The 17,985-nt window shown below is 66.1% G+C and carries 14 protein-coding genes; 7 read left to right on the top strand and 7 right to left on the bottom strand.

All coding sequences use genetic code 11. The features are described from left to right. The first annotated feature begins 110 nt into the window (after nt 1–110). Both ilvD and QCE88_RS37910 read left to right on the top strand, forming a co-directional pair. The gene (ilvD, locus tag QCE88_RS37915) at nt 111–1,970 is read left to right on the top strand and encodes a dihydroxy-acid dehydratase (protein ID WP_309910829.1); all 1,860 of its coding nucleotides are present in this window, start codon (nt 111–113) and stop codon (nt 1,968–1,970) included. Nucleotides 1,971–2,136: 166 nt separating this feature from the next. Continuing rightward, nucleotides 2,137–3,942 (top strand): ATP-dependent DNA helicase RecQ, encoded by a 1,806-nt coding sequence (locus QCE88_RS37910; RefSeq protein ID WP_309910827.1) that lies wholly within the window; start codon nt 2,137–2,139, stop codon nt 3,940–3,942. 9 nt (nt 3,943–3,951) lie between these two features. Here the strand turns inward: QCE88_RS37910 and QCE88_RS37905 are convergent, their stop codons facing one another. Beyond that, nucleotides 3,952–4,731: a GntR family transcriptional regulator gene (locus tag QCE88_RS37905; RefSeq protein ID WP_309910826.1), complete on the bottom strand. Its 780-nt coding sequence runs from the start codon at nt 4,729–4,731 to the stop codon at nt 3,952–3,954. A 178-nt stretch (nt 4,732–4,909) separates the two neighbouring features. On the opposite strand from QCE88_RS37905, the gene QCE88_RS37900 reads away from it, so the two are divergent. Beyond that, on the top strand, nt 4,910–5,542 hold the full coding sequence (locus QCE88_RS37900; protein ID WP_309910824.1) for an alpha/beta hydrolase: 633 nt from the start codon (nt 4,910–4,912) through the stop codon (nt 5,540–5,542). Between the two features lie 156 nt (nt 5,543–5,698). After that, on the top strand, nt 5,699–6,655 hold the full coding sequence (locus QCE88_RS37895) for a sulfate ABC transporter substrate-binding protein (RefSeq protein ID WP_309911055.1): 957 nt from the start codon (nt 5,699–5,701) through the stop codon (nt 6,653–6,655). 8 nt (nt 6,656–6,663) lie between these two features. Here QCE88_RS37895 and QCE88_RS37890 read toward each other — a convergent pair whose 3' ends face one another. Beyond that, a complete protein-coding gene (locus QCE88_RS37890) occupies nt 6,664–7,080 on the bottom strand; it encodes a VOC family protein (protein WP_309910823.1) in 417 nt (138 codons plus the stop codon). Next, a complete protein-coding gene (locus QCE88_RS37885) occupies nt 7,077–7,583 on the bottom strand; it encodes an AraC family transcriptional regulator (protein ID WP_309910821.1) in 507 nt (168 codons plus the stop codon). Before QCE88_RS37885 ends, QCE88_RS37890 begins: the two co-directional genes overlap by 4 nt. A 166-nt stretch (nt 7,584–7,749) precedes the next feature. Between QCE88_RS37885 and QCE88_RS37880 the strand changes: the two genes are divergently transcribed. Continuing rightward, nucleotides 7,750–9,069, top strand: a complete 1,320-nt coding sequence (locus QCE88_RS37880) for a chloride channel protein (protein WP_309910819.1) — start codon at nt 7,750–7,752, stop codon at nt 9,067–9,069. Here QCE88_RS37880 and QCE88_RS37875 read toward each other — a convergent pair. From QCE88_RS37875 to QCE88_RS37860, 4 genes are all read right to left on the bottom strand, one after another. Next, on the bottom strand, nt 9,066–10,640 hold the full coding sequence (locus tag QCE88_RS37875; protein ID WP_309910817.1) for a methyl-accepting chemotaxis protein: 1,575 nt from the start codon (nt 10,638–10,640) through the stop codon (nt 9,066–9,068). The genes QCE88_RS37880 and QCE88_RS37875 overlap by 4 nt on opposite strands. A gap of 88 nt (nt 10,641–10,728) precedes the next feature. Continuing rightward, the gene (locus QCE88_RS37870) at nt 10,729–12,198 is read right to left on the bottom strand and encodes an efflux transporter outer membrane subunit (protein ID WP_309910815.1); all 1,470 of its coding nucleotides are present in this window, start codon (nt 12,196–12,198) and stop codon (nt 10,729–10,731) included. Next, the gene (locus tag QCE88_RS37865) at nt 12,195–15,326 is read right to left on the bottom strand and encodes an efflux RND transporter permease subunit (protein WP_309910813.1); all 3,132 of its coding nucleotides are present in this window, start codon (nt 15,324–15,326) and stop codon (nt 12,195–12,197) included. Before QCE88_RS37865 ends, QCE88_RS37870 begins: the two co-directional genes overlap by 4 nt. Continuing rightward, nucleotides 15,323–16,444, bottom strand: coding sequence for an efflux RND transporter periplasmic adaptor subunit (locus QCE88_RS37860; RefSeq protein WP_309910811.1), 1,122 nt, complete (start codon nt 16,442–16,444; stop codon nt 15,323–15,325). Before QCE88_RS37860 ends, QCE88_RS37865 begins: the two co-directional genes overlap by 4 nt. Before the next feature lie 263 nt (nt 16,445–16,707). Between QCE88_RS37860 and QCE88_RS37855 the strand changes: the two genes are divergently transcribed. Then, nucleotides 16,708–17,331 (top strand): TetR/AcrR family transcriptional regulator, encoded by a 624-nt coding sequence (locus tag QCE88_RS37855; RefSeq protein ID WP_309910809.1) that lies wholly within the window; start codon nt 16,708–16,710, stop codon nt 17,329–17,331. A 174-nt stretch (nt 17,332–17,505) separates the two neighbouring features. Next, the gene (locus QCE88_RS37850) at nt 17,506–17,946 is read left to right on the top strand and encodes a hypothetical protein (protein ID WP_309910807.1); all 441 of its coding nucleotides are present in this window, start codon (nt 17,506–17,508) and stop codon (nt 17,944–17,946) included. The last annotated feature ends 39 nt before the right edge of the window (nt 17,947–17,985 follow it).

Here is a 17,985-nt window from a genome sequence, read left to right as displayed (position 1 = left end):
CTCAAAAGCGGCGCCCAAAAGGCGCTCCGCAGGCCGTCCAGGCGAGGGCAAAGGGCCTTTATCCTCGTGGCCCGCTTTCATTTTCGCGACAATTTTCGAAGCCACCCACGATGCCCACTTACCGTTCCAAAACCTCCACCGCCGGCCGCAACATGGCGGGGGCGCGCTCGCTGTGGCGCGCCACCGGCATGAAAGACGAAGACTTCTCGAAGCCGATCATCGCGGTGGTCAATTCGTTCACCCAGTTCGTGCCCGGCCACGTGCACCTGAAGGACCTGGGACAGCTGGTCGCGCGCGAGATCGAGGCCGCGGGCGGCGTGGCCAAGGAATTCAACACCATCGCGGTCGATGACGGCATCGCCATGGGTCACGACGGCATGCTGTACTCGCTGCCGAGCCGCGAGATCATCGCGGATTCGGTGGAATACATGGTCAACGCGCATTGCGCCGACGCCATGGTGTGCATTTCCAATTGCGACAAGATCACGCCGGGCATGCTGATGGCCGCGATGCGCCTCAACATTCCGGTGATCTTCGTGTCCGGCGGCCCGATGGAAGCGGGCAAGACGCGCCTCGCGAATCCCGTCACGAAGGCCATGGAGTTCAAGAAGCTCGACTTGGTCGACGCCATGGTGATCGCCGCGGACCAAAACTACTCGGACGCCGAAGTGGCCGAAGTGGAACGCTCCGCGTGCCCGACGTGCGGCTCGTGCTCGGGCATGTTCACGGCCAATTCGATGAACTGCCTGACCGAAGCGCTCGGCCTCTCGCTGCCCGGCAACGGCACGGTGGTCGCGACGCACGCCGACCGCGAGCAGCTTTTCAAGCGCGCGGGACGTGAGATTGTCGGGCTGGCGCAGCGTTACTACGAACAGGAAGAAACGCGTCTGCTGCCGCGCTCCGTGGGCTTCAAGGCGTTCGAGAACGCGATGACGCTCGACATCGCGATGGGCGGTTCCACCAACACCATCCTGCACTTGCTGGCGATTGCGCGCGAAGCCGAGATCGACTTCACGATGGCCGACATCGACCGTCTGTCGCGCACGGTGCCGCAGCTGTGCAAGGTCGCGCCCAACACGAACAAGTACCACATCGAGGACGTGCATCGCGCAGGCGGGATCATGGCCATCCTGGGCGAACTGGAACGCGCGGGCAAGCTGCACACGGACGTGCCGACCGTGCACGCGCCCACACTGGGCGACGCCCTCGCGCAGTGGGACATCAAGCGCACCGAAGACGAAGCCGTGAAGACCTTCTACATGGCGGGTCCGGCCGGCATTCCGACGCAGGTGGCCTTCAGCCAGAACACTCGCTGGCCGAGCCTCGACAGCGACCGCGCGGAAGGCTGCATCCGCTCGTACGAGCACGCGTTCTCGAAGGAAGGCGGTCTGGCGGTGCTGACGGGCAACATCGCGCTGGATGGCTGCGTGGTGAAGACCGCGGGCGTCGATGAAAGCATCCTGGTGTTTGAAGGCAGCGCGCACGTCACGGAATCGCAGGACGAGGCGGTCGAGAACATCCTGAGCGACAAGGTCAAGGCGGGCGATATCGTGATCGTGCGCTACGAAGGCCCGAAGGGCGGCCCGGGCATGCAGGAAATGCTCTACCCGACGAGCTACATCAAGTCGAAGGGACTGGGCAAGTCCTGCGCGCTGCTGACGGACGGCCGTTTCTCGGGCGGCACGTCGGGGCTGTCGATCGGCCATTGCTCGCCGGAAGCGGCGGCGGGCGGCGCGATCGGCCTCGTGCGCGACGGCGACCGCATTCGCATCGACATCCCGAATCGCCGTATCGACGTGCTGCTTTCCGACGAGGAACTCGCGCAACGCCGCGAAGAGCAGAACGCCAAGGGCTGGAAGCCGGCGAAGCCGCGTCCGCGCAAGGTATCGGGGGCGCTGAAGGCGTATGCGAAGTTCGTGATGTCGGCGGACAAGGGCGCGGTGCGCGATCTTTCATTGCTCGACGACTGATTGAATCGCTCTGCGTTCAAGCGCGCAAGCCGCTCCTTCGGGAGCGGTTTTTTTTTCGCCTGCCGCGGCGGCGACGCGGTGCGGCCTGCCGCAAGGTACGGTGTTTGCTCGAAGCCTTGCGCGCTGACCGCACTCGACGGACGGGCAAACGAGCCGCATCGCAAGCATGAACGACCCGCACGCACGCAGCACGAGAAAGCGCAAACCGCTCGACGACGAACTCGAAAGCGCGTTGCGTCGCGTCTTCGGTTTTCCGAACCTGCGGCCGGGCCAGGACGAGGTGATCCGCAGCGTGCTCGACGGACACGACACGCTCGCCGTGATGCCCACCGGCGCCGGCAAGTCGCTGTGCTATCAGCTTCCCGCACTCCAGTTCGACGGCATGACAGTGATCGTGTCGCCGCTCATCTCGCTGATGCGCGATCAGGCGTCGAAGCTCGCGGAGGCCGGCATCGCGGCCGCCGTGCTCAACAGCACGCTCACGGCGGGCGAAGCGCGCGAGGTCATGGAAGCCGTCGCCGGGCACGCGGTACGCATGCTCTTCGTCACGCCCGAGCGGCTGTCGAACGCCGACTTCATCGCCGAACTCAGCGCGCCCGGCATGCCGGCGATTGCGCTCGTCGTGATCGACGAAGCGCATTGCATCTCGCAGTGGGGCCACGACTTCCGCCCGGCCTATGTCGAACTCGTGCATGCCATCGCGGCGCTCGGCCGCCCGCCCGTGCTCGCGCTCACCGCGACGGCGACGCCCGCCGTCATCGAGGACATCGTGCGCGAGCTGGCCATGCGGCACGCTCGCGTGATTCATACCGGCGTTTATCGCGACAACCTGCATTTCAGTGTGGAACAGCTGACCAATCCGGAAGACAAGCGGCGGCGCGCGATCGAATGCGTGCGCGAGGCGCAGGGCAGCGGCATCGTCTATTGCGCAACCATCGCCGAATGCGAGGCGCTGCATGCCGCGCTCGTCGAGGCCGGTGTCCAGGCGGGGCGCTATCACGGCAAGCTGTCGTCGGCGGAGCGCTCGGCGTCGCAGGACGCGTTCATGGAAGATCGCGTGCGCGTGATGGTCGCGACCAATGCGTTCGGCATGGGCATCGACAAGCCCGACATCCGCTTCGTGATCCATGCGCAAATGCCGGGCAGCCTCGATGCCTACTATCAGGAAGCCGGCCGCGCCGGCCGCGATGAACAGCCCGCGCGCTGCACGCTGCTGTTCGAGATGAAGGACCGGCACGTGCAGCAGTTCTTCATGAGCGGCCGCTATCCGAGTCGCGAGACCATCGCGCGCGTGGCGCTGAAGGTGCGGGAGTTGGCGCAGGAAAGCGGCAGCGGGACGCTGGAGAAGCCGCTCGCGCGTCTGCGTGAAGCGCTGCCGGACATCGGCGCGAACAAGCTGCGGGTCGCGACGGCGCTGCTCGGCGATATCGGCATGACGCGGCGCACGCGTCGCGGCGGACTGAAGCTGAGCGACGAACACTTCGACGCATCCCGGCTCGATGCCGCCGCGGACGAATACACGGCGCGCTCGGCGCGCGATCGCGCCGTGCTCGAACGCATGATCGGCTATGCGCAGGGTGCGCAATGCCGCTGGCGCACGCTGCTCGATTACTTCGCGGAAGACATCGAGACCACGCGGACAGCGGCGCCGCGACACGCGGGCGAGGTGCGCTATCGCAAGCCCGAGGACGAACTCGGCGGCGAACGGTGTGGCACCTGCGACAACTGCCTGCATCCGCCGCAAGTGAGCGAGAGTCCGCGCGAACAGCGGGAACAGGAACGCGCCGAACAGAGCGAGTCGTCGCGGCCACAAGCAGCGCGGTTCAAGGAGGGCGAGCGCGTGCGTGTGCGCCGCTATGGCGAGGGCGTGGTCGAGATGATCAGCGGCGAGCGCGTGGCGGTACGCTTCGGAGATGACGAAGTGCGTACTTTCATCGGTGAGTATGTGAAGCGCGCACGCAAGGCGTCCTGACGCACGGCTTCAGCGGGCTTTGCTCGCCGGGCGTTCGCGGTCGATGCGCAGCCGGTATTGAAACGTGTCGCCACGAAAATAGAGATATTCGAAATCGGCCGGCGTGCCGTCCGCGCTATGCGTAAGCCGCTCGATGCGCAACAGCGGCGCGCCTTTCTTCACGTCGAGCGATTGCGCGATCTCGACCGGCGCGGCGATGGCGTCGATCGCGAGATCCGCGCTGCCGAGCGGCACGGCGCAGTCGTTCTCCAAAATCAGGAAGATGTCGCGCGTCACGAGGTCCGCGCGCGCAAGCGGTCGCGCGAAGTGTTCGGGAAGAAAGCTGATCTCGTAGGACACCGGCGCGCGATTCAACAACCTCACGCGATGAATCTCCGCCACCGGACTGCCCGGCGCAAGACCGAGCCGGGCAGCGACTTCGTCGGGCGCCGGCACGATGTCGAAGCGGAGCACGCGGTTGAGGATGTCGTGGCCGCCTTCCGACATCGCCTCGGCGAAACCCTGCAATGACGTCACGTTCTGGAATGCACGCGGCTGGGAGACGAACGAGCCCTTGCCATGCACCTTGAAGATCAAGCCTTCCTTTTGCAGATCGCCGAGCGCCTGGCGGATGGTGATGCGGCTGACGTCGAACATCGCCTGGAGTTCGCTCTCCGACGGCATGCGGCTGTGCGGCGGATAGCGTCCGTCGAGAATCCCCGCGCGCAGCGTGTCCTTGATCTGCGCATACAGCGGCACCGGCGAATCCGGGAAAACAGCGGGGGAAGCAGCGGATCGGCGGGTCGGCATGAAGGTGGCGGGGCAGATGACGGGCGCTCGCAGGCGTCCGGACGCGGCGTGCAGCGATTATAGCGGCGCGTGCCGCCCGCCCCGCGAGCCATAAAGAAATGACGAAATATTGGTTAGCCCTCGCGGTGCGCTCGCCGAGAATGAAGCCTGATCGATTCGGGTCGCAGCGAGGATGAACATGAGCGAACGCAGCGCGGGTGGGGCACGGAAAGCGAATTCGTCGGGCACGGGCGTCACGCTCGTCACCGTGCCGGGTCTGTACGGCAGCGAGGACGCGCACTGGCAGAGCTGGCTCGAAGGCGAGGTGCCGTCGGCGCGGCGGGTCGAGCAGCGCAACTGGGACCTGCCGCATCTCGATACCTGGAGCGACGCGGTACGCGACGAACTGGCCGACATCGACGGTCCGGTGGTCATTGCGGCGCATAGCTTCGGTTGTCTCGCGACCGCGCATGCGCTTGCTCACTCGAAGCCAACCGGCGCGCAAGTGCAGGGCGTGCTGTTCGTCGCGCCCGCGAGTCCGGCGAAGTTCCGCTTTGCCGGCGCCTTCAGCGCACGGCGTCTGGATACGCTCTCGCTCGTCGTGGGCAGCGAAACCGACCCGTGGATGCCGCTCGACGAAGCGCGCACGCTGGCGCAGCACTGGAACAGCGCGTTCATCAATCTCGGCGACGCGGGGCACGTGAACACGGCGGCGGGTTTCGGGCCGTGGCCGCTGGCGAAGCATTTCGTCGAGACGCTCGCGCGGCGCGCACCGTCCGGCGATGAACGTGAACAAGAAGACGAGACGGAGCAACAGCGCGCGTACGGATAAGCGCTACTGATCCCGTCGTATAAAAATGGCCGCCTTCGAGCGGCCTTCGTGTGTTGTGCAGTATCGAAACCCTGTCACTGGAGAACAAGAATGGCGGTACACAAGAAGCTGCTGATCGCAGCCGCAGTTGGTGTCACCCTCGGAATCACACCCGGCATGACCGGCGTCGCGCATGCGGATACGACGCTCCTCAACGTGTCCTACGACGTCACGCGCGAGCTGTACAAGGACATCGATTCCGCGTTCATCGCAGACTACAAGAAGAAGACCGGCGAAACGGTGTCGGTGCGGCAGTCGCATGGCGCATCGAGCGCGCAGGCGCTCTCGGTGACGCAGGGTCTCCAGGCGGACGTCGTGACGATGAACCAGCCGAACGACATCGACCTGCTCGCCGAACGCGGGCAACTGGTGCCCACCAACTGGCGCAGCCGTCTGCCCGACGCCAGCGCGCCCTACACCACGACGATGGTGTTCCTGGTCCACAAGGGCAATCCGAAGAACATCAAGGACTGGAGCGATCTGGCGCGCAACGGCGTGCAAGTGGTGATCGCCAATCCGAAGACCTCGGGCAACGGCCGGTACACCTATCTCGCGGCGTGGGGCTACAAGAAGCAGCAGGGCGCCACCGACGCGCAGGCGCAGGCCTTCGAAAAGGCCATCTTCAAGAACGTGCCGGTGCTCGACACCGGCGGACGCGGCGCGACGACCACCTTTACGCAGCGCGGCATCGGCGACGTGCTGGTCACGTTCGAGAACGAAGTGGGCCTGATGAGCGCGGGACCGGGCGCGAGGGATTTCGAGGCGGTGTATCCGTCGGTGAGCCTGCTGGCCGAGCCGCCGGTATCGATCGTAGACAAGGTGGTCGACAAGCGCGGCACGCGCAAGCAGGCGCAGGCGTATCTCGACTTCCTGTACACGCCGGCGGCGCAGGAGATCGTCGCGCAGCATCATCTGCGTCCGCGCGATCCCGGCGTGCTGGCGAAACATGCGAGCGAGTTCAAGCCGTTGAAGACCTTCACCGTCGAACAGCTGTTCGGCAGCTGGCAGAACGCGCAGAAGATCCACTTCGCCGATGGCGGCACCTTCGATCAGGTCGTCGCCGACAAGAACTGAACGTCTTGTCATTGCCCGCCGCGCGGCGCCTGGATCATCTTCCAGCCGTTGCCGGCGGGATCGCGAAAACCCGCGTCCACGCTGCCATAGCGCTCCACGGGCTCCTGCGTGAACTCCACGCCGCGCGCCTTGAGCCGCGCGTAGGTTGCCTGGCAATCGGTGACCGCGAGCACGAGCGGCGGCATGGCGCCCTTGGCGACCATCGCGCGCAGGGTGTGCGCAGTGGCGTTGTCGTGGATCGGCGGGCCGGGCGCGAACAGCCCCAGTTGAAACGCAGGCTGGTCTGGATGCTGCACCGTGAGCCAGCGATAGTCGCCGTTGCGCACGTCCGTATGGACGCGGAATCCCAGCTTGTCGACATAGAAATCCAGCGCCGCGTCCTGATCGTCGACATATACGCCCACCACATTGATACCGTCGCTCATGTTTCCTCCTGGGTTGATGAGCGCACTGTAGCCCTGGCCGAGCGGCGGCGCTTCTCCAAAACTGCCATCGTCAGATCGGGACGCAGCGCGGCCTTCAGCACACAGGCGGGCACCTGCCGCAGCGGACTGTCCGCGGCGCGCAGCGCGGTGCGCACGGCGCCGGGGCTGCTGCCCTTGATGTCGCGAAACACGCGGCCGAAGGTGCCGAGGCTTTCCCAGCCGGTGGCGAAGGCGATCTCGGTGATGCTCAGTTCGGTATCGCGCAGCAGGCTGGTAGCCTGCTCGATGCGCCGCGTCAGCAGATAGCGATGCGGCGGAAGCCCGAACGCGCGCTTGAAGGACCGCGCGAAATGCGCTTCGGAGACGCCGCTCACATCGGCCAGCCGGGCGACCGGCCAGGCTTCGTGCGATGCAGCGTCCATGCGATCCTTCGCACGCAACAGGCGGCGCAGCAAAGCGGGGTCTTCGAGCGGAGCGGCAGTTGAAAGCGAACGAGGTGGCATGAATCCGGAACGGCTGGCGAATTTCGTTTAGTGTAGGCGCGAACGCCGCCTCGCATGAGCATGAATCCGTGCGATTCCGCAAGCACGGCACCCGCGCGAAACGGCGCATGCTCGCGTGGCCTCAGGCTGATCCTTTGTCCAATCCTCTGTTCACAAGGCGAACGCGATGCCCACGACATCGAATCCAGCCGTGAAACTCGTCGTCGTCACCGTGCTCGTGGGCGTGGGCGCGGGGCTCGGCGGCATGTTGCTCGCGCTGCTGCTGCACGCGGTTCAGCATATCGCGTTCGGCTATAGCGTCGATTCGTTGCCCGGCAAGGAAAGCTTTCTCCAAGGCATCAGCAGCGCGTCGCCGCAACGCCGCTTCATCGTCCTGACGCTGTGCGGCGTGATCGCGGGCGGCGGCTGGTGGCTCCTGTATCGCTTCGGCAAGCCGCTTGTCAGCGTCGCGGACGCCATCAAGGCGGACGGTCCGCGCATGCCGCCCGTCAGCACCGTCGCCAATTCGCTGTTGCAGATCGTGACCGTCGCGATGGGCTCGCCGCTCGGCCGCGAGGTTGCGCCGCGCGAAATCGGCGCGCTGTGGGCCGGCTGGCTCGCGCACTCCGCGAAGCTCACGCCGGCGCAAGCGCGGATCATGGTCGCGTGCGGCGCGGGCGCGGGGCTCGCAGCGGTCTACAACGTGCCGCTTGGTGGCGCCGTGTTCGTGCTGGAGGTGCTGCTTGCGACGTTCGAAGCGCGGATCGTCGTCGCCGCGTTGCTGACGTCGGCCATCGGCGCGTTCGTTGCGTGGATCGGCCTGGGCGATGCGCAGACTTATCGTCTGCCGGTCTATTCCCTTGATGCGCAGTTGATCGTCTGGGCCGTCGTCACGAGCCCGCTGTTCGGCGCGGCCGCGCGGCTCTTCGTGAAGTTCACCAAGGCGGCGCGCGCGAATGCGGCGCGCGGCACGTCGCTGCCCGTGCTGCTGATCCTGAACTTCATGCTCGTCGGCGTGCTGGTCATCTATTACCCGCAACTCGCGGGGAACGGCAAGAGCGCCGCCGGTCTGTCCTTCGAAGACCATCTCGGGTTCGCGCTCGCTGGCGTGCTGCTCGTGCTGAAAGTGATCATCGAGGTGAGTTCGCTACGCGCGGGCGCGCAAGGCGGCCTGCTGACGCCAAGCCTGACGAACGGCGCGCTGCTCGGTGTCGTGCTCGGCAGCATCTGGAATATCTTCTGGCCGGGCACGCCGCTCGGCGCGTTCGCGGTGATCGGCGCGGCGGCCTTCCTGGCCTCGGCGATGCAGATGCCCCTGACGGCGCTGGTGCTGACGCTCGAGTTCACGAACATCGAGCAGGGCTTCCTGATTCCGCTGGCGTTGGCGATCGCGGGCGCCATGATGACCTTTCGTGCGCTTGGCGAGCGGCGTCCGGCGTCGGCGGTTGCGCCTGCGGTTGCTCCGGCTCCTGCGCCCGCGCAGGGATTGCACGGGGTGTCGGATTAAGCGTATTGAAGCGTGTTGCGCTCGACCTGGAACACCGACACCGCTTCACGCAGCGACTCGGCCTGCTCGGCGAGCGACTGCGCGGCTGCTGAAGCCTGTTCGACGAGCGCCGCGTTCTGCTGCGTCACTTCGTCCATTTGGGCCACTGCCACATTGACCTGATCGATACCCGTGCGCTGCTCGCCGGATGCGGCCGCCACTTCGCTCATGATGGCCGTCACGCGGTTCACGGAAGCCACCAGTCCTTCGATCGCGCTGCCCGCATGCTCGACGAGCGCCGAGCCGCTGGCTACGCGCGTGGTGGAATCGTCGATGAGGGTCTTGATCTCCTTCGCGGCCACGGCGCTGCGCTGGGCCAGCGCGCGCACCTCGCCGGCGACGACCGCGAAGCCGCGTCCCTGATCGCCGGCGCGCGCGGCTTCCACTGCGGCGTTGAGCGCCAGGATGTTGGTCTGGAACGCGATGCCCTCGATCACGCCGATGATGTCCGCCATGTGCGACGAGCCTTGCGCAATGCCGCGCATGGTCGCGACGACCTCGTTGACGTTCGCGCCGCCCTGCGTGGCGTCGCCGCACGCCTGGGTGGCGGCGTGCGTGCCCTGGGCGGCGTTGTCGGCGTTTTTGGCGACGGTGCTCGCGAGTTCTTCCATGCTCGCTGCGGTTTCTTCGAGCGAAGCCGCCTGCGATTCGGTGCGCCGCGACAGATCCACGGTGCCCTGTGCGATCTCGCGCGCCGCGCCGGCAATCGTGACGCTCGACGACTGGATGCCGAGCACGATGGCATTGAGGCGTGCGCGCATGCTTTCGAGCGAAACCATCAGGCTGTCGGGATGACGATGCGCCGTTGCGACCGGCTCGCGCAGATTGCCTTGCGCGATGCGCGCCGCCAGCGCCTTGGCCTCGTCCGGCTCGCCGCCGAGCGCACGCGTCAGCGCGCGTGTGATGAGCAGCGCCGCTGCAGCGCCGCTCAGCGTGGCCAGCACGCCGAGCGCGATCATGATGGCTTTGGCGCGGGCGTAGGCAGCGTCGGCATCGCGATTGGCGATCTCGTTCTGCTGGTCCTGCAATGCGACCAGCTCTTTCGCGGCGTTCATCCAGTTGCGCTGCACGGGGCGCAGTTCGTCGATCAGCACGCGCGTTGCACCCTGCTGGTCGCGGGCCTCGGCGAGCGCCACCGCGCGCTCGATGACCGGCGCGGCAGCGGCTGCCTGGGTGCGCAACGTATCGTAGAGCGCGCGTTCGCGGGCTTCGGTCTTGTCGTTCTGAGCGAAGCGCTTGCCGAGCGCGTCGAAGGCTTCGGCATAGCCTTGCGCCTGCGTGCGGATGCGTTGCTTCTCGGTTTCGATCGCGGCGATGTCGCTCATCAGTGCGACGTTGCGCAGCGCGATCATGCGGTCGCTGATCGAAAGGGTCAGCGCGTGCGCGAGGCTGGCTTCCTCATTGTTGACCTCGACCACTTCGTCGAAGCGCGCCTGGATCTGCGCCATGCTGAAGAGTCCGTAGGCGAGCACGGCAAGCAGCATCGACAGCACGATGCCAAAGCCCAGACTGAGTTTGGTGACGACCTTCATGTTTCGACTTCTCCGTGGACGGGTTGACGCGGATTCGCGCTCGCGAGCAAATCCTATGCTTTCAAACCGTTTACGGAGAAGATTCGTTTTACTTTAGGCCGTTCGCATTCGTGTTCGTCGCGTTTTGAACGGCGGCGAGCGGTGAACCCATCGCCTGGAACAGCGCGGCCGTGTCGCTCATGCGCGCGCTGCCGGCCTGGATCGCGGTCAGGCGCGCATTCAGCGACTGCTGCTCGCTGCCGCGCGCGGCGCGGGGCGGAATCGCGCCAAGCCGCACGCGCGCGAGCGCATCGGCCGAAACGTCGCGCGCCTTGCTGCTCGCGCTGTCCGCGAAGGCGAGCGCTTCGGCGTCGTTTTGCAGCGCCGCCAGCGTATCCGCAACGTTGCGGAAGGCCGCCAGCACCGTCTGCTTGTACTGCTCGACGGCGGCGTCATACGTGGCGATGGCCGCGCGCCGCTGCGCGAACAACGCGCCGCCGTGGAAAATCGGCGCCGACAGCGACGCACCGATACTCCACAACGCCCCCGCGCCGGACAGCGCCGTCGGCCAGCTAAAGCCGCCCCGACCCATCGACGCCGATATCGACAGACTCGGAAATAACTGCGCCGTCGCGACGCCGACTTGCGCGGCGGCGGCCTTCAACACGGCGTCGGCGGCCTGGATGTCGGGGCGCGTTTGCAGCAGCTCCGAAGGCAGCACGACCGGCACGTCGGGCGGCACGGTGAGGCTGGCGAGATCGAGATCGTCGGGGGCGCGGTCGGGCGTGCGGCCGAGCAGCACGGCCAGCGCATGACGGTTCGCGAGCCACTGCGCGCGCAAGCCCGGCAGTTGCGCCGCGAGCGAGGCCGCGTTCTGTTGAGCCGTGAGCATGTCGGCGCGCGAGGCCGAACCGAGTGCGTAGCGGCGCTCGGCGTCATGGGCGTCGTCGCCCGCGAGCGCGATGAGCCGTTCCGTGATGTCGATCTGCGCATGCAGCGAGGCCGCGCCAATCGCGCCCGTCACGATGTTCGCCGCGAGCGCGCGCCGCGCGGCGTCGAGCTGGAAGGCTTGCTGATCGACCTGCGCCGCCAGTGACGCGTTCGCGAAGCGCGCCGCGCCGAACAGGTCGAAGGTGTACTGCGCCTGGATCTGTCCGACGAAGAGGTTGTACAGCGCGGTAGGCGGGCCGAAGTCGGGAATGGTGAGGGCGCGCTGGCGAGTGGTCTGTCCGCCCGCATCGATGGACGGCAACAGCGACGAGCCCACCTGCGCGCGCAATTGCTCGCGCGCGGCCACGAGCGTCTTGTCCGCAGCGGCGAGATTCGGGCTGTTGCGCAGGCCTTCATCGACGAGCGCGTTCAGCGCCTCCGAGCGATACGACTTCCACCATTCGGGCACCGGCCGCGCGCCCGCGACGAAGCGCTGCGACGCGCCCTCGGCGGTCACAGTCGCATCGGGCTGCGGCTGGGCGCCGTAATGCGCGGGCGTGGGCATCGCGGGCGGCTTGCCGTCCGGGCCGAACGCACAGCCGGCGAGCACGGCGCTCGCGGCGCAGATCAGCGTACGAGTGCGGTTCATGACGAGGCTCCCTCGCGTTCGTCGAGCTTCACGCGGAACCACGCGGCATAGAGCGCGGGCAGATAGAACAGGGTGAGCACGGTCGCGCTCGTGATGCCGCCCATCAGCGCGGTGGCCATCGGGCCGAAGAAGTTGCTGCGCAGAAGCGGAATCAGCGCGAGCACGGCGGCTGCGGCGGTCAGCGTGATCGGGCGGAAACGTCGGACGGTCGCGCCGATGATGGCGTCGAAACGCTTGTGGCCCGAGGCAATGTCCTGCTCGATCTGATCGACGAGGATCACCGAGTTGCGCATGATGATGCCGAACATGGCGATCACGCCGAGCATCGCGACGAAGCCGAACGGCTTGCCGAAGGCGAGCAGCGTGACGACCACGCCGATCAGTCCGAGCGGCGCGGTGAGTACGACCATCATCACGCGCGAAAAGCTTTGCAACTGGATCATCAGCAAGGTCAGCACGACGATCACCATCACCGGAATCTGCGCGTTGATCGACGCCTGGCCCTTGCCGCTTTCTTCCACCGGTCCGCCCACCTCGATGCGATAACCCACCGGCAGCGCGCGGCGAATGGCGTCGAGCTTGCCGTCGATGGCGTTCGTCACGTCGATGCCCTGCGCATTGCCCGTGACATCGGACTGCACGGTCAGGGTCGGCTGCCGGTCGCGTTCCCAGATCACGCCGTATTCGAGCGTATCGACGACGCGGCCCAGCGCGCCCAGCGGCACCGGACCATTCGGCGTCGGCATCGCAAGGGTGGCGAGGCGCGCCGGGTCCACGCGTTCCGCGCGCGGCGCACGCAGATCGACGCCGATCAGCTTGTCGCGCTCGCGATACTGCGTGACGGTCGTGCCGCTTTGCGTCATCGCGAGAAAGCTGGCGATGTCCTGCGACGTGACGCCCGCCGCGCGCGCCTTCTGCTGATCTACTTCGAAGCGCACCGAGCGCTCCGACGGCTCGTCCCAGTCGAACTGGACATTGGTGGTGCGCGTGTCGGCACGCATGTCGGCGGCGACCTGCTCGGCGATGTGCCGCACGGTGCCGATATCGTCGCCGCTCACGCGGAACTGCACCGGATAGCCGACCGGCGGCCCGTTCTCCAGTCGCGAGAGGCGCGTGCGCACGGCCGGGAAGCGCTCGCGCAACATCGGTTCGAGCCAGCGCGCCAGTTGTTCGCGTGCCTCCACCGACTTCGCGGTGACGACGAATTGCGCGAAATTCGGCGTCGGCAGTTGCTGGTCGAGCGGCAGGTAGAAGCGCGGCGCGCCGGTGCCGACGAAGCTCACGACATGATCGATTTCCGCGCGGCCCTTCAGCGCGGTTTCGAGGCGCTTCGCTTCGCGCAAGGTCGCATCGAACGACGCGCCTTCCTGCAGGCGCACGTCGATCAGCAGTTCGGGACGGTCCGAGCTCGGGAAGAACTGCTGCGGCACGAGCGTGAAGCCCGCCATCGCGATGACGAACAGCACCACGGTGATGGCCAGCACCACGAAGCGCCGCCGCACGCACCAGCCCACCCAGCGGCGCAGACGGCCATAGAACTTCGTGTCGTAGATGTCGTGCTCGTGATCGTCGGGCAGATGCGCTTCCTTCTTGCGCTCGGGCAGCAGCTTGTAGCCGAGCAGCGGAATCAGCACGACCGCCGCGAGCCACGACGCGATCAGCGCAATGGCCGAGACTTCGAAGATCGAACGCGTGTATTCGCCGGTGCTCGACTTGGCGAGCGCGATCGGCAGGAAGCCAGCGACCGTGACGAGCGTGCCGGTCAGCATCGGGAACGCGGTGCTGGTGTAGGCGTAGGCCGCCGCGCGCGTGCGGTTCCAGCCCTGTTCGAGCTTCACGGCCATCATCTCGACCGCGATGATCGCGTCGTCCACGAGCAGGCCGAGCGCCAGGATCAGCGTGCCCAGCGAGACCTTGTGCAAGCCGATGTCGAACAGATACATGAAGAGCGCGGTGACGGCGAGCACGATTGGAATCGAGATCACGACGACCATGCCCGTGCGCACGCCGAGCGACACCAGGCTCACGATCAGCACGATGATGACCGCTTCCGCGACGGCTTCGAGGAAGTCATCGACGGAATGCGACACCGCATGCGGCATGCTGGAGACTTCGGTGAGCTTCAGGCCCGCGGGTAGTTGCGCACGCAACCTGGTCATCTCGGCATCGAGCAACTTGCCGAGACGCACGACGTCCTCGCCGGGCTGCATCGTGACGCCGATGCCCAGCACTGGCGCACCGGCCGAACGCATCTGCGTGGCGGGCGGATCCACGTAGCCGCGCGTGATCTTCGCGATGTCGCCGAGCCGGAACGAGCGGCCATTCACCGCGATGAGCGTATCGGCGAGTGCGTCGAGGCTCTTGAACTGGCCGCTCGGGCGCACGAACACGCGGTCGTTCGGTGTGTTCATCACACCGGCGGGCGCGACGGCGTTCTGTCCGTCGATGGCCTGCGCGATCTGTTGCGGCGAGAGTGACAGGCGCGTGAGCGTCGTATTCGGAATCTCGATGTAAATCCGCTCTTCCTGATCGCCGAAATAATCCACCTTCGCGACACCCGGCACGCGCAACAGCACGGTGCGCAGCGAATCGGCGTAGTCGTGCAGTTGCGCGGGAGAGAAGCCGTCGCCCTCGAGCGCGAAGATATTGGTGTAGACGTCGCCGAACTCGTCGTTGAAGAACGGACCCTGCACGCCGGGCGGCAGCGTCGCGGCGATATCGCCGACCTTCTTGCGGATCTGATACCACTCCTCCGGCACGTCCTTCGCGGGCGCCGAGTCCTTCATCTGGAAGAACAGCAGCGATTCGCCCGGGCGCGAGTAGCTGCGCATGAAGTCCGTGTACGGCGTCTCCTGCAGCTTGCGCGCGATGCGGTCGGTCACCTCTTCCTGCACCTGACGCGCGGTCGCACCCGGCCAGAAGGTGCGGATGACCATCACGCGGAACGTGAACGGCGGATCTTCCGACTGAGCAAGGCGCGTGTACGAGAGGATGCCGAAGATCGTCGACATCGCGATCAGAAAGACCACCAGCGCGCGATGCCGCAGCGCCCATGCCGACAGATTGAAACGGCCTTCCTCGTGGCGCTGCGCGGCGTCTTCGCCGGACGTGGAGTCGCGCGTGCTCATGAAGCGAAGTCCTCGGGATGCAAGGGCGCGACCACGCGCACCTTTTCGCCCGCCGAGACGGTATGCACGCCTTGCCACACGACGCGCTCGCCCGCCTGGATGCCGCTTGCCACCGTCACGGTGCGCTCGCCGAAGCGCGCGATCTCCACGCGCCGCAATTCGAGTGCGTCGCCGGGTTTCGTTACGACCCATACGGCGGGGTGGCCGTTGTCGTGGAACAGCGCCGTCGACGGCAGCGTGAACGCGCCGCTGGCCGTATGCGCCGGGGTGAAGGCGATGTCGGCCGTCATGCCGAGGCGGACTTCCGGCGTCGGCGCTTCGAGCGTGAGTTTCGCGCGCCAGGTGTGGCTCTGCGTGTCGGCGGCCGGGGAGAGTTCGCGCACGCGCGCCTTGAAGGTGCGTGTGGGCAGGGCGGTGAGCTTCACGTCCGCTTCATGACCGACCGCGAAGGCGCCGAGCGCGGATTCGGGGACGTCGCAGATCACGTCGATGTCGCCGCTCCACGCCAGCGTGTAGACGGCCTGGCCCGCGTTGACGTTCTGGCCGGTGTCGGCCTGCTCGGCGGTGATGACGCCGGCGTGATCGGCGGCGAGCGTCGCATAGCGCAGCTGGTCGCCGGCGAGCGCGGCCTGTTGCTGCGCCTGGTTGCGCTGCGCCAGCGCCGACGCATAGGTGTTTTGCGTCTGTTCGAGCTGCGCAGGCGCGATCAGGTTTTCAGCGGCCTGGGCGCGGTCGCGGTCGAGCTGCTGCTGCGCGTAGACGAGTTGATGCGAGGCGGCGTCGAGTTGCGCGCGGGCGCTGGCGCTGTTCTTTTCGACATCGGCGGGATCGAGTCGGGCAACCGTCTGTCCGGCCTTCACCGTATCGCCGATACGCACGCGCCGCTCGAGAATCTTGCCGTTGATGCGAAAGGACAGCGGCGTCGAATAACGTGCCTGCACCTGACCGGGCAGCGTGGCAAGCGGTGCGGCGCCATCCGTTTTGGCCTCGACCGCGACCACGGGACGCGGCGCGGGCGCCACGGTTTCATGGCGCTGACAGGCGGCGAGCGCGATGCAGATGATCGGAATGGCTGCCGCGCGCGAGAAGGCTGGCGTGGTCAAGGAGATGCGCTTCACAGGAACCTCGGCGCCCGTCGGGGCATGTGAGTGCGCGCGTGCCGCAATGAGCGACGCGCGCCGCTTGGTGGCGAAGCAAAAGCCGGAAAGAGCCGGGATGTCCGTGAAACCTGTTGAGGCCGATGGCTTATTCCATCTACCCGAAAGGCCCGTCCGGAAAGGGCTTCGGTCATCCCGAAAAGAAGCTGCGGGGGATTCTAATACACAGTTGTATCTGAATGCAAAGCCGAATGTGTAAGCTGGCCGATGCTACACTTCGGGCCATGAAACCCGTACGACTGACCCGTGAACAGAGCCGTGACCAGACGCGCCAGCGTTTGCTCGACGCTGCGCAGGCGGTTTTCACGAGGAAGGGTTTCGGCGCGGCGAGCGTCGAGGACGTCGCCGCCGAGGCGGGTTATACGCGCGGCGCGTTCTACTCGAACTTCGACAGCAAGGCGCAGTTGCTGCTGGAAGTGCTCAAGCGCGATCACGACACCACCATGGCGCACCTCTCGAGCATCTTCGAGGACGGCGAGGCGTCGCGTGCGGACCTGGAAGCGCGCGTGCTCCAGTACTACAGCGAGTGTTACCAGGACAATGCCTGCTTCCTGCTGTGGGTCGAGGCGAAGCTCCACGCAAGCCGCGACGCCGCTTTTCGCACCAGCTTCAACGCGCTGATGCGCGAGCTTCGGCAAACCACGACGGACTACATCGAGGCGTTTTCCGAACGCGTGGGCACGCCGTTGAGCATGCCCGCCGGGCAAATGGCGCTCGGGCTGATCGCCCTGTGCGACGGTGTGCAGTTCTTCTATTCGTCGGATCCGCAATCCGTGCCGGCGGAATTCGCGCAGAGCGTGCTCGGGCATTTCTTCCGGCGTGTCGCGCTGAATGGCGGCACGGAATAACGCGGGAAACTTTGCAGCCGGCTTTCGCCTTCAATTCGCATCCGCGCAGCCTGCCATTTTCGATAAGTGGTCGATTTACCACGAGGGTAATCATCGACAGTATCCATCCTGCCGATGGACGTATCATCGAAAGCCGAGTGAGGGATTCCATTCTCAGCCTTTCACGGGCATTCAATGACACGCGTTATCCGGAATATCTGGATCGCCGGCGTCGTGATGATCGCCAGCAGTTCAGTTTCAGCCAATGAGCAGGCCCGCTTGTTTCCTCTGGAGCGAGCCGCCGCAGGCATGGTGTTCTTTCCTTATCCGGCCGTGGTTTCAACAGCCGGCGTTCGCACCGTTCGAACCGTGCATGCGCGCTTCTCTTACGGCGTTTCGGCAAAACATGCAGGCACGGCGGCATTGTCGGGCGCCGGAGTCAGTCTCGTCGATCCGAATACGGTGGATCGGCAATATCCGCAGGCATTGCCTGCCTATTCGCTCGGCAATTCCGGTAAAACGCGCAACGATTTCGCCAGCGATGAAGACGACTGGCATTTCCAGGCCAATCCGCAACTCGGCGTGAATCACGAGCATGAGAAAGGATTGACCTTCCTGATGCGCCGGGGCTTTTGATTCTCTTCACCCCGGCGTCAATGTCGGTGAATGGATCGG

The sequence above is a fragment of the Caballeronia sp. LZ035 genome (assembly GCF_031451175.1).
Classification (GTDB): Bacteria; Pseudomonadota; Gammaproteobacteria; order Burkholderiales; family Burkholderiaceae; genus Caballeronia.
This window is presented reverse-complemented; position numbering and strand designations above follow the sequence as displayed.

Bases quoted from the DNA above. Each gene is read 5' to 3' on its own strand.
- QCE88_RS37895 (WP_309911055.1), top strand. From the start codon at position 5,699: ATGACCGGCGTCGCGCATGCGGATACGACGCTCCTCAACGTGTCCTAC.
- QCE88_RS37910 (WP_309910827.1), top strand. From the start codon at position 2,137: ATGAACGACCCGCACGCACGCAGCACGAGAAAGCGCAAACCGCTCGAC.
- QCE88_RS37905 (WP_309910826.1), bottom strand. From the start codon at position 4,731: ATGCCGACCCGCCGATCCGCTGCTTCCCCCGCTGTTTTCCCGGATTCG.
- QCE88_RS37890 (WP_309910823.1), bottom strand. From the start codon at position 7,080: ATGAGCGACGGTATCAATGTGGTGGGCGTATATGTCGACGATCAGGAC.
- QCE88_RS37880 (WP_309910819.1), top strand. From the start codon at position 7,750: ATGCCCACGACATCGAATCCAGCCGTGAAACTCGTCGTCGTCACCGTG.
- QCE88_RS37865 (WP_309910813.1), bottom strand. From the start codon at position 15,326: ATGAGCACGCGCGACTCCACGTCCGGCGAAGACGCCGCGCAGCGCCAC.
- QCE88_RS37850 (WP_309910807.1), top strand. From the start codon at position 17,506: ATGACACGCGTTATCCGGAATATCTGGATCGCCGGCGTCGTGATGATC.
- QCE88_RS37900 (WP_309910824.1), top strand. From the start codon at position 4,910: ATGAGCGAACGCAGCGCGGGTGGGGCACGGAAAGCGAATTCGTCGGGC.
- QCE88_RS37885 (WP_309910821.1), bottom strand. From the start codon at position 7,583: ATGCCACCTCGTTCGCTTTCAACTGCCGCTCCGCTCGAAGACCCCGCT.
- QCE88_RS37870 (WP_309910815.1), bottom strand. From the start codon at position 12,198: ATGAACCGCACTCGTACGCTGATCTGCGCCGCGAGCGCCGTGCTCGCC.
- QCE88_RS37875 (WP_309910817.1), bottom strand. From the start codon at position 10,640: ATGAAGGTCGTCACCAAACTCAGTCTGGGCTTTGGCATCGTGCTGTCG.
- QCE88_RS37855 (WP_309910809.1), top strand. From the start codon at position 16,708: ATGAAACCCGTACGACTGACCCGTGAACAGAGCCGTGACCAGACGCGC.
- ilvD (WP_309910829.1), top strand. From the start codon at position 111: ATGCCCACTTACCGTTCCAAAACCTCCACCGCCGGCCGCAACATGGCG.